10 protein-coding genes and 1 tRNA gene are annotated in these 10,048 nt (G+C 55.4%); 4 read left to right on the top strand and 7 right to left on the bottom strand.

What is annotated here, in order from left to right; all coding sequences use genetic code 11:
• The 5 genes from ACLTXB_RS18070 to ACLTXB_RS18050 form a co-directional block, all read right to left on the bottom strand.
• A partial coding sequence (locus tag ACLTXB_RS18070) for a carbohydrate kinase family protein (protein ID WP_428227905.1) occupies positions 1–840 on the bottom strand: 840 nt, incomplete at its 3' end.
• 16 nt (positions 841–856) lie between these two features.
• Entirely contained in the window at positions 857–2,335 is a 1,479-nt protein-coding gene (locus ACLTXB_RS18065) for a glycoside hydrolase family 32 protein (RefSeq protein WP_428227904.1), read from the bottom strand.
• A 36-nt stretch (positions 2,336–2,371) separates the two neighbouring features.
• Positions 2,372–4,075 carry an extracellular solute-binding protein gene (locus ACLTXB_RS18060; protein WP_428227903.1) on the bottom strand — a complete coding sequence of 568 codons (1,704 nt, stop codon included), beginning with the start codon at positions 4,073–4,075 and terminating at the stop codon, positions 2,372–2,374.
• Between the two features lie 141 nt (positions 4,076–4,216).
• Complete coding sequence (locus ACLTXB_RS18055) at positions 4,217–4,978, bottom strand: carbohydrate ABC transporter permease (protein WP_428227902.1); 762 nt, start codon at positions 4,976–4,978, stop codon at positions 4,217–4,219.
• A 14-nt stretch (positions 4,979–4,992) separates the two neighbouring features.
• Positions 4,993–5,751 (bottom strand): ABC transporter permease subunit, encoded by a 759-nt coding sequence (locus tag ACLTXB_RS18050; protein WP_428227901.1) that lies wholly within the window; start codon positions 5,749–5,751, stop codon positions 4,993–4,995.
• A gap of 19 nt (positions 5,752–5,770) precedes the next feature.
• Between ACLTXB_RS18050 and ACLTXB_RS18045 the strand changes: the two genes are divergently transcribed.
• The 3 genes from ACLTXB_RS18045 to ACLTXB_RS18035 are packed head-to-tail and all read left to right on the top strand — an operon-like array spanning position 5,771 to position 7,876.
• Positions 5,771–6,499 (top strand): hypothetical protein, encoded by a 729-nt coding sequence (locus ACLTXB_RS18045; protein WP_428227900.1) that lies wholly within the window; start codon positions 5,771–5,773, stop codon positions 6,497–6,499.
• The gene (locus ACLTXB_RS18040; RefSeq protein WP_428227899.1) at positions 6,496–7,098 is read left to right on the top strand and encodes a hypothetical protein; all 603 of its coding nucleotides are present in this window, start codon (positions 6,496–6,498) and stop codon (positions 7,096–7,098) included. Before ACLTXB_RS18045 ends, ACLTXB_RS18040 begins: the two co-directional genes overlap by 4 nt.
• Before the next feature lie 22 nt (positions 7,099–7,120).
• Positions 7,121–7,876, top strand: coding sequence for a hypothetical protein (locus tag ACLTXB_RS18035; protein WP_110441244.1), 756 nt, complete (start codon positions 7,121–7,123; stop codon positions 7,874–7,876).
• 207 nt (positions 7,877–8,083) lie between these two features.
• Here ACLTXB_RS18035 and ACLTXB_RS18030 read toward each other — a convergent pair.
• A tRNA-Gln gene (locus ACLTXB_RS18030) sits at positions 8,084–8,157 on the bottom strand.
• Positions 8,158–8,440: 283 nt separating this feature from the next.
• Between ACLTXB_RS18030 and brnQ the strand changes: the two genes are divergently transcribed.
• Entirely contained in the window at positions 8,441–9,757 is a 1,317-nt protein-coding gene (brnQ, locus tag ACLTXB_RS18025) for a branched-chain amino acid transport system II carrier protein (protein WP_428227898.1), read from the top strand.
• Between the two features lie 19 nt (positions 9,758–9,776).
• On the opposite strand, the gene ACLTXB_RS18020 is transcribed toward brnQ, so the two are convergent.
• Positions 9,777–10,048 (bottom strand): hypothetical protein (locus ACLTXB_RS18020; RefSeq protein WP_428227897.1); only part of this gene is annotated, 272 nt, incomplete at its 5' end.

Here is a 10,048-nt window from a genome sequence, read left to right as displayed (position 1 = left end):
GAGCTGTTCCAGGCCATGCTCCAGCAGGAAGTTCAGAACACAGGCGCAGAAGGTATCCCCCGCACCGGTGGTCTCGATCACACCGCCCAGCGTCACCCCAGGCTGAAATACCCGCAGTCCCTGGTAGTAGGCGATGCTTCCCTGAGCCCCCGCAGTTACATTGATCAGGCGCAGATTGGGAAACTGCTCCCTCAGTTTGGCTGCTCCGGCATCAAAATCGGTCTCTCCAGTGAGAAACAGAAGCTCGTCATCAGAGATTTTAGCCACATCACACTGTGCAAGGCCCCAATGGATCTGTTCTCTTGCCTGCTCCAAACTATCCCACAGAGGTGGGCGCAGGTTTGGATCAAAAGAAATGATACAATCTGCCGCCTGGGCCAGAGCTACCGCTTTTTGGGTCGCGCTGCGTACCGGCTCACCGGTGAGAGACAAGGATCCAAAATGAAAAATTTTGGCCTGGGCAATCACATTCTCCGGCACTTCGTCCGGAGTAAGGAGCGTGTCCGCCCCAGAGTCCCGGTAAAAGGAAAAGTCCCGGTCTCCGTTTTCCGCGGTTTTGACAAAGGCCAAGGTGGTGTGGCTGTGGGCATCCATCACCAAGCTATCCATGGAGATGCCCGCTTCCAGGCCCACCTGGCGCAGAAGATGACCAAATTGGTCCTCTCCCACCTTGCCGATAAAGGCCGTCCGCTTACCCAACTTGGCCAGCATGGCCAACACATTGCAGGGGGCGCCACCGGGGTTGGCCTCATAGAAGGGATTGCCTTGGGTACTGGCTCCGTTGCAGGTAAAGTCCACCAAAAACTCGCCCAGGGCAGCCACATCAATACTTTTCTTCATACTTCCTACCGCCTTTTTAAACAATCAGGTCGTACTTTTCTACGTCGATCAGAGCCTGGCCACCCGCCTCAAAGATAATGGCATCGGCCTGCTGCGGGGTGTAGATCACGGAGCTGGCCGCCTGCTCGCCGTCATTGACAAAAACCTCTATACTAAACCGGTCCAGAATGATGCGCAGCTTCAGTTCTCCTCCCTGGGGCCGTACCAGGAAGCTGCGAGTATGCACGATATCATGGGGCAAACCGCTGCGGGTACGATCAATTTTCAGCGTGCTCTCGTTGGGCCGGTAACGGATAATGGTGTCGTGGGTACCGTCCTTGGCCACATGGATGCGGAACCAGCGGTATACCTCGCTTCCTGTGGGCCGGATGGTCACCGTCATATCGACAACCCGGCCCTGGACTCCCGGCAGATTCACTTCTCCGCTCACCGGGATGTTGCGATGGAGCACCTGCTGTCTCTGGCAGGTATCCAGCTCCCGGACAGGGCGCTGGCACAACCGTCCGTCCTGCACAAACAGTTCCCGCGGGAGAGTCATCTGGCCAAACCAGCGGCAGTGCGCGGGCTTTGCCCCTGCCGTGGCCCAGTTCTGCATCCAGGCAATCATGATCCGCCTTCCATCGGGAGCAACAAGGGTCTGGGGGGCATAGAAATCCAGGCCGTAATCCACCGCCTGGACCGCCTGGCGGTGAAACTCCTCGCCATCGTAATCCCCCAGCAGACACAGGGCGTTGTTTCCTGCGTGGAACTCCAGTCCGATGGGGTACATGTCCTGGGGACTGGTGAGCAGCACCTGGCGACCGTCCAGGGGGAAGAAGTCCGGGCACTCCCACATTTTCCCGTACTGATTGTGGCAGGCGTCCAGGGTGCGGACGTAGTCCCACTTCAGGCCGTCCATACTTTTATAGAGAAGAATGGCACCGCTGTCGTCAGGGGTTCGGTTTCCGATAACGGCGTAGTAGGTTCCGTCTTGCTCTCGCCATACCTTGGGGTCCCGGAAGTCCACCGCGCTGCCACCCTCAGGCAGATCGCTTTTGGTCAAGACCGGGTTAAGGGGATATTTTTCATAGTTGAGGCCATCACCGATGGCCACGCACTGCGTCTGGACATCCCGAAGGAATCCATCTTCGTCCCGCTCCCGCTGAACTCCTGTGTACATCAGAAGATGCCGCCCGTCAGGCAGCTCTACTGCGCCGCCAGAAAAGCATCCGGCGGCGTCGCAGGGCTGGTCGGGGGCCAGGGCGGCAGGCAGCCGCTCCCAGTGGATGAAGTCCTCTGTGTTCAGGTGTCCCCAGTGCATGGGACCCCACTCGTTGGAATAGGGGTGATACTGGTAGAACAGATGGCATTTCCCCTGATAGATGGAAAATCCGTTGGGGTCGTTCATCCAGCCGATGGTAGGGGTAGCGTGGAACGCGGGACGCTCCGCCGCGGGAATATGGGGCCCATACTGGGCTTCAAAATCTCGTGCCTTTTGCAGTTGTGTGCTAACCATAGAACCTCATCCTTTGATCTGATTTGAGTGCTAAACTTAATTTTCCGCTCCGGTATAGCGGTCGTAGGCGGCCTGATAGACCTCAAGGAGGTCGTTCATCCCGCATTTCTTGATCAGGAATTCTTTGTACTCCTCCCACTCCTGATCGGTGATGGGGCCGCCGCCCTCACCGCCGTTTTTCAGCCACAGGCCTTCCTGTTCCCGCACAGCCGTCTCAAAGTCCGGCTTATGCCAGTCCAGAGTCTCCATTTCCATGCTGGTGAAGGTGCAGTCTACCGGATAGACGCTTGTGTCCTTCACATAGGGCATCCAGTCCTCCTGCAGCCAGGTAAGGCGATTGATGGCGTTGGGTTCCATGTAGAAGACATCCCGATAGTACTCCGCCAAAATCAGCTTGGGACCGTAGGTCTCATACTGGTTGCGCAGTTCTCCGGCGCTCTTGCCGTATTTCTCTTTGGCCTCGTCATCTGTAATGGACATCCACATACCATTTTCATCCTGGCCGGTGAAGTAGACACCGACGGGGCCGTAATGCAGCTGCATCACCGTCTCGCCGTCGTACCACTGGTCAAAGAACTTCAGCAGATTGATAGGGCTCTGGCACTTGCCGGTAATACACAGCTGGCCGGAGGAAATGGGAGAACCCGGGCGGATGGTGATTTCGCACACATCCTCATACTGGGTTCCTTCCGGGCCGGACAGAGGGGGCAGGAACACATAGTCGTCAGCGTAGTCCCCCATCAGTTCGTCAATGTACCACCAGGTAGATACACCTACATAGCCCTGCTGGCACTTGGCCATCAGCTGGCTGTCGCTCTGGCTGAACATCTCCACATCCATTAGGCCCTCGCTGTACCAGTTGTGGAAATAGTCCATACAGTCCCGGTAAGCGTCGGAGACGCAGACAAACTCCACCGTACCATCGCTTTTCAGGTGCAGGTCATTGCACACGTCGTTGGGCCAGTTGGTAAAACCGAAGCCGGAATAAAAGATGTTCTGGCCCCAGCACCACTCATCAAAGCCGGTGGACATGGGAATGGTGGAACCGGCTGCGTTTCCATAGTAGGTGTGGGACATATCGTTATCCTTAAACGCCTTCAGGGCGTCGTGGAACTCATCCAGGGTGGTGGGCACGGGCAATCCCAGCTCATCCAGCCACGCCTTATTGATCATGCTGAACTGGGGAATAGTATAGATGGACCAGGCGTCATCCATGTCCGCGCCGATGCCGGCGGTGGTCATCTGCTCGCCGGAGGGCAGGCCGTAGATCTTACCGTCCTCCTGGGTGATGGCAGCCCGGATTTCCGGGTGCTCCTCCAGGATGGCACACAGGTTTGGCATGATGTCCTCGGTGAGGTAGGGAGTCAGGTCCAGGAAGGTGCCGTCGTCCCCATACCGGGCTAGGTCGTAGTTGGAGAAACCCACGCCCATAAAGGCATCGGGGTACTGGCCGCCGGTGATGCGGATGTTTACCTGCTCGGCCAGGGAGTCGGACATGGTCTCCCAATTGATTTTGATGCCCACATTCTCTTGCAGCTGGTTGAGCACTTCATTATTTTCGTAGCCGCTGGACAGGGCGGAGATACCGCCCATGATATTAAACTCCGTCTGCTCCGTGTTGGGGTTGATCTCCCCGGTGTTCACATTGTTCACCAGGCCGCTGGAGCACCCAGACAGGCCCGCTGTACATACGACGGCCGCAAGGGAGGCCGCAAGGCCCCGCTTCCAAGGTTGTTTCATGGTTTTCTCTCCTTTCTCAGCCCTTCACCGCGCCGGCCATAAAGCCCTTTTCAAAGTACTTCTGGACAAAGGGATAAATGACCAGCATGGGCACTGCCGCCACGATCATAGAACAGAATTTCAGCAGCTCGGTAAGCTTGTTCAGTTCCGCATAGCCGCCGGAAATGGTAGCCGCCTGAGAGGCAGAGGCGGAACTTTGATCAGGATGTTCCGCATGACCAGAGGCAGCGGAGAGCCTTTGCCGCCCAGATAGATCAGTGCGGTAAACCAGTCGTTCCAATAGGCCACCATGGAGAAAACCGCCATAACGGCCAGAATCGGCTTGGAGAGGGGAATGACGATACGCAGGAAAATGCCCATCTTGGAGCAGCCGTCAATCTGGGCAGCCTCGATGAGGTCCTTGGGGACGCTGTTCTGGAAGTAGTTGCGCACGATGATCATATTGCCCACGGCGACGCCGCCCGGCAGGAACAGGGACCACATGCTGCCCACCAGGCCGGTGCTCTTGACCACCAGGTAGGTGGGGACCAGGCCGCCGCCAAAGTACATGGTGATGAGGAAAAAGATGCTGAAAAACTTCCGCCCGGGCAGGTCACGCTGGGCCATAGGATAGGCGGTGATGTAGAGCATGGTCACCGAGAACACGGTACCGATCAAGGTGTATTTCACCGAGTTCAAAAAGCCGGAGACAATGTTGGGATCCTGGAAGACTGCCGCATATCCGTCCAAGGTGAAGCCGCTGGGGAGCAGGAAGGTCTTGCCCGCGTACACATCGTAGGGATCGGAGACCGAGGCAATGAGGACATAGTAGAGGGGATAGGCCACGATGATGAGCACTACCGCGGTGATAGCCACCAGAACGATATCGCTGGTGCGCTCAGACAGTCCGCGCGATTTGTTCATGTTCTTCCCCTCCTTTACACAAATTCCACGTCCGAGGCCTTGGACGCGATCTTATTGACGATAAGCAGCAAAATGATGTTGACCGCCGTGTTAAACAGGCCCACAGCTGTGGAGTAGCTGTACTTGGCGTTTTCAATGCCTTGTTGATAGACATATACAGCAATGACATCGCTGGTGGCCTTGTTGAGGTCGGTCTGGAGAAGCCATACCTTTTCAAAGCCCACGTTCATCAATCCGCCGGCGGCCATGATGAGGTTCAAAATAGCCATGGGCAGCAGCTCGGGCAGATCGATATTTTTAATGCGCTGGAACACGGAAGCGCCATCGATTTTAGCCGCCTCGTAGAGGCCGGGATCCACGTTGGCCAGGGTGGCCAAATAGATGATGCAGCCCCAGCCGGCGTCCTGCCAAATGCCCGAAGCGATGTAGATGGTGCGGAAGGCGGAGGACTCGGTGAGAAAGTCGATGCTGGTGCCGAAGATCAGGTTAATAAGGCCGCCCGAGGGGCTCAGGAAGATGCGCAGCATACCGCAGACCACCATGATGGAGATAAAATGGGGGGCATACAGTACCGTCTGGACCAGCCGCTTATACCGCCGGAAGCGGAGCTGATTGATGATCAGGGACAGGATAATGGGGATGGGGAAGGTCCACAGCAGGCTGTACAGGCTGATGAGGACGGTATTGAGGACAAAAACGACCTGCCCAGCCTTATCTGCCTTCCGGTGAGCTACGCCCCCGGCGGCACCACCCGGGACAGAGCATGAGCTCACTGCGGAGGGAAAAGGACATATGGCCAGTGAATATCTGAAATGGAAATACCGGGACGTGAAGCCCGACCAGACGGTAGAGCTGACTCCACGGCAGAAACGGGCAAACTGGTGGTATTACCATAAATGGTATGTACTTCTGGGCGCAGGACTGCTTGCTGCATCCATTTATCTGGTAGCCAGAGCTCTGGGCTTTGGGCAAGTAACGCCCGATTATCAAGTGGCCTATGTAGGCTCCACCGCTCTGCCGGAGGATACTGTCACCGCACTGGAAACTGCTCTGGCAGATTTGGGAAGCGACTGTGACGGCGATGGTCAGGTCGTAGTCCGGGTAAACCAATATGTAATGGGCGATACTTCAGGCGAAGGTGCTGTTTACTCCTACGCCAGCAGCACCAGACTGATGGCCGACCTGGACTCCTGTGACAGCTACTTTTTCTTATTGGAGGATCCGGCAGCTTTTCAGGAGAACTACCAGGTCCTGCGCCGCCTGGACGGGAGTCTGCCGGAGGAAATAGATCACGACTACGAAAGCTGCTGTCTGTCCTGGTCGGACTGCCCGACACTCCAGCAGCTCTCTCTGGGTGAGTACACGGAAAAAGTTCTGGACCAGGAAATTCAGGGCGACAGTCAGGAACTTTTGAACCAGCTTTTTGTGGCTCGTCGCGGGTTCTGGACCGATCGCACCTGTTCTTATGCCACACAATGCGATGCACTTTGGGATGTTATCACAAGGGGGAGTAGCCAGTGAAACGCTGGAAATACGGGGTTATATCTCTGCTTCTGGCAGGCCTGCTTGGTCTGAGCGGATGCAGCCAGTACCCTGAACAAGCTGCCGATGGAACACCTTGGGACTCCAGCTGGACCATGCTGGGTTCCGTGCTGGGCGCCGAGGAACCGGGAAACGGATTTTCTCTGCTGGACAACTACTCGGTGCTGACCGGAGAGGATATTTACTACGCCGCCTGGGTGGCCGGTGATTCCTCTGCTTACACCAATGAGGATAATGAGGAGGTGGAGGTCTATGACGCCCAGCTCTATCTTCTTGCAGCTGGCTGCGCCGACGCTTCATATGCCCAGCAAAACCTGGATGAGTGGATATCCAAAGAGCAGGAGACCTATACCGTGACAGAAACCTGGAATGAGACCCACAACGGCCAGGAGTACACCTTGCTGACCTATGAGTGCGGTTCAGACACCAATCCGTACGGCCGCGGGATCTCTGCGTTCACGGTCTATGGTACATATGCAATCAGCGCCGAGCTGGCCTGTCAGGAGGATTTTACCGGACAGGAACGGGATATTCTGCTGCAGTTTTTGGACGGCTGCCATTACAGCCCGTTGAACTAGTTGAACGAAAGGTGGAAGTTTTGTGGGTTTATTTGTCCATGAGGATCCATACTACGATCCCGATGTACGTCAGGTGGGATTTAACCGCTATAAACAGCTCCTCTCCCGTCATGCTTTCTCCTGGATCAAACTCAATCTGCTCACAGTAGCAGGCGCACTTCCTTTGGCAGCAGGCATCGGGTATGCCATCCTGTCCAGCAGCATTCTGGTCCTCATCCCCCTTTCCATTGTGGGTGGAATGATTTGGGGACCCTTTCTGGCAGGACTTTACGACGGGATCCTCCGGGGACTGCGGGATGCACCGGAGTCCTGGTGGACAGCCTGGCGGAAGAGCCTGCGTCAAAACGGCCGGGAGAGTTTGCTTCCGGGGGCGGTTCTTGGTCTGCTGATCGGCATGTATGCCTTTATGGCTGCCCTCTTTTGGTGGTCTGCGGCGCCTCAGTCGCTGGGTACTATTGCCCTGTATCTGTTTTCTGCCGCCCTGTTTCTTCTTCTCAATTCCCTTTATTGGCCGCAGTTGGTCCTGTTTCGCCAGACTGCGCTGAACCGGATGAGAAACATCATCCTGTTCACTGCAAAATATGCCTGGCGCATGGCAGGGATCGCTGTACTGCAGCTGATCTATGCTATGATCTACGTACTTTTTGCTCCTTGGACCTTACTTCTGGTTCCTGTTTTAGGATTTTGGTACATTACCTTTTTGTCTCAGTTTTTCATTTATGAACCTCTCAACAAAGAACTGGAGATTGAAGAAAAATTCAAAACTTCTTCTCTCTAAACAGTCCCACTCGCAAACACAGTGTTTGACATTCACAAATTCCAGCGTAAAAAAAGCAGCCGCCCGTTGGATTGGTTTCCAACAGGCGGCTGCTGTGTTAAAATCGAGAATGGAGGCTGCCCGCATCCATCATAGTCTTACCCAATTGACTGTATTCTCGTGGTCTGTACAAAGAAAAAAACGACTTGCTTTTGCAAGTCGTTTTTTTGGCAGCGGGAGAAGGATTCGAACCCTCACAAACAGAGTCAGAGTCTGTCGTGCTACCCTTACACAATCCCGCTATTTCTTTGTTTTGCCTTGCGGTTTGTTTCACTGTCACAAGGACAGGTGTTATTATACCAAACTTTCGACGATTGTCAATAGGTTTTTTAAAATATTTTTCTCTTCGACTAATTTCTAGTTTTTTCCATTGTTTTGTCCTGTTTCCCCATTTTATCGCTTCCCTTTTTTGTGGATATCATCTATAATAAGAACAGCCTCTGGATTTCTAGCAAGAACTCCTCAGCCTTCTTTTTTCTTTCAAACATCACATTGCAATCATTTGAGAGGAGCGAAACTTATTCTATGCAGCAGCTCAGCCGAAAACAACAACTGTTGGTTGGCTTTACCCTGTTCTCCATGTTCTTCGGAGCAGGCAATCTGATCTTCCCGCCCCAGTTGGGCGCCCAAGCCGGAGTACAAACTTGGCCCGCCATGGCCGGTCTGGCCATCAGCGCCATCGGCCTGCCCATTCTGGGCGTGATCGCCGTTGTCCGGGCGGGCAGTTTGAACGCCTTGGCCAGCCGGGTCCATCCCTTGTTTGCCTCTATCTTCACGATCTTGATCTATCTGTCCATTGGCCCCTGTCTGGCCATCCCCCGTACCGCCAGCACTTCTTTTGAGATGGCGGTACCTCCCTTCCTCCCTGCCGGCACCTCCACCACCTGGTTCCAGCTGGGATACTCCCTGATCTTCTTTGCCGCCGCCTTTATCGTTGCCCTTCATCCGGAGAGGCTCACCAGCCGCTTGGGAAAGATCCTGTGCCCCATGCTCCTGGTGCTGGTGACGGTGATCTTTGTGGGCTGCCTCATTCACCCTGTGGGCGAATACGGCCCTGCTTTAGCTCCCTATGACCACATGGCTCCCGTCCAGGGCTTTCTGACCGGCTATCAGACCATGGACGCTATTGCGGGTCTGAATTTCGGCATTGTCATCGTCCTCAATATCAGGGCCCTGGGCGTCACTCAGGAACGTCCCATCCTGCGGACCACCATCCGCGCCGGCGTGATCGCTGCGATTCTCTTCGCGGTGGTCTACTCTATGCTGGCCCATATCGGCGCTCTGTCCAGTACCGCTTTCCCCGGCACCACCAACGGTGCAGTCACCCTGACTAACGTGGTGGGAGCTATCTTTGGTCCTGTCGGTTCGGTACTGCTGGCTGCTGTGTTCATCATCGCCTGCTTTAACACCTGTGTCGGGCTGATCAGCTCCTGCGCCTCCTACTTCAACACCCTGGTTCCCAAGCTCTCTATTCCCGCCTGGGCGGCCTTTTTCGCCGTGGTCAGCATGATCATCGCAAACGCCGGTCTGGACCAGATTCTGGCCATCTCCGTGCCCATTCTCAATATCCTCTATCCCCCGGCTATCGTGCTGATCTTCTTGGCCTTCCTGCCCGGCCGTGTCCAGAAGCTGTGGGCCATCTATCCTGTGGGCATTGCCTTTACCACCGTAGCTAGTATCCTGTATACCTTACAGGATCTGAAGATTCCTCTGTTTGGCCTGGATGCCCTTTTAAAGAGCATCCCTCTGGCTGATGTGAAGCTTGGCTGGGTCCTACCTGCCGTGGTGGGCATCCTTCTGGGTGCGGTTCTCTCTGCTCTGCGTCCCCGTACAGCAGAATAACAAACTTTTTTCGCTCCCGTCATTTCGTTGGCGGGAGCGTCTTTTTCCTTCTTCTTTTTACTTTGGGCTTTGGCACAGGGGCCTGGAAGGTCACCACACCTTCCACAGGCACCGCCAACACCCCCTGAGGGATGTAATACTCCATTCCCTCCTGGGTGCGGGCACATCGGTGCCAGGACAGCGCCTTGGGCAGTTTTTTGGCAAAGTCCGCATCCAGGAAACAGCCGCCGTTTTTCCGCCGCTCCTCCCCCTGCTCTGCCAACTGCGCAAACAGCTTCCGCCGCTCCCCCC

The sequence above is a fragment of the Flintibacter sp. genome (assembly GCF_046973065.1).
The sequence above is the reverse complement of the archived record's forward strand: the minus strand, read 5'-3'. Positions and strand labels throughout refer to the sequence as shown.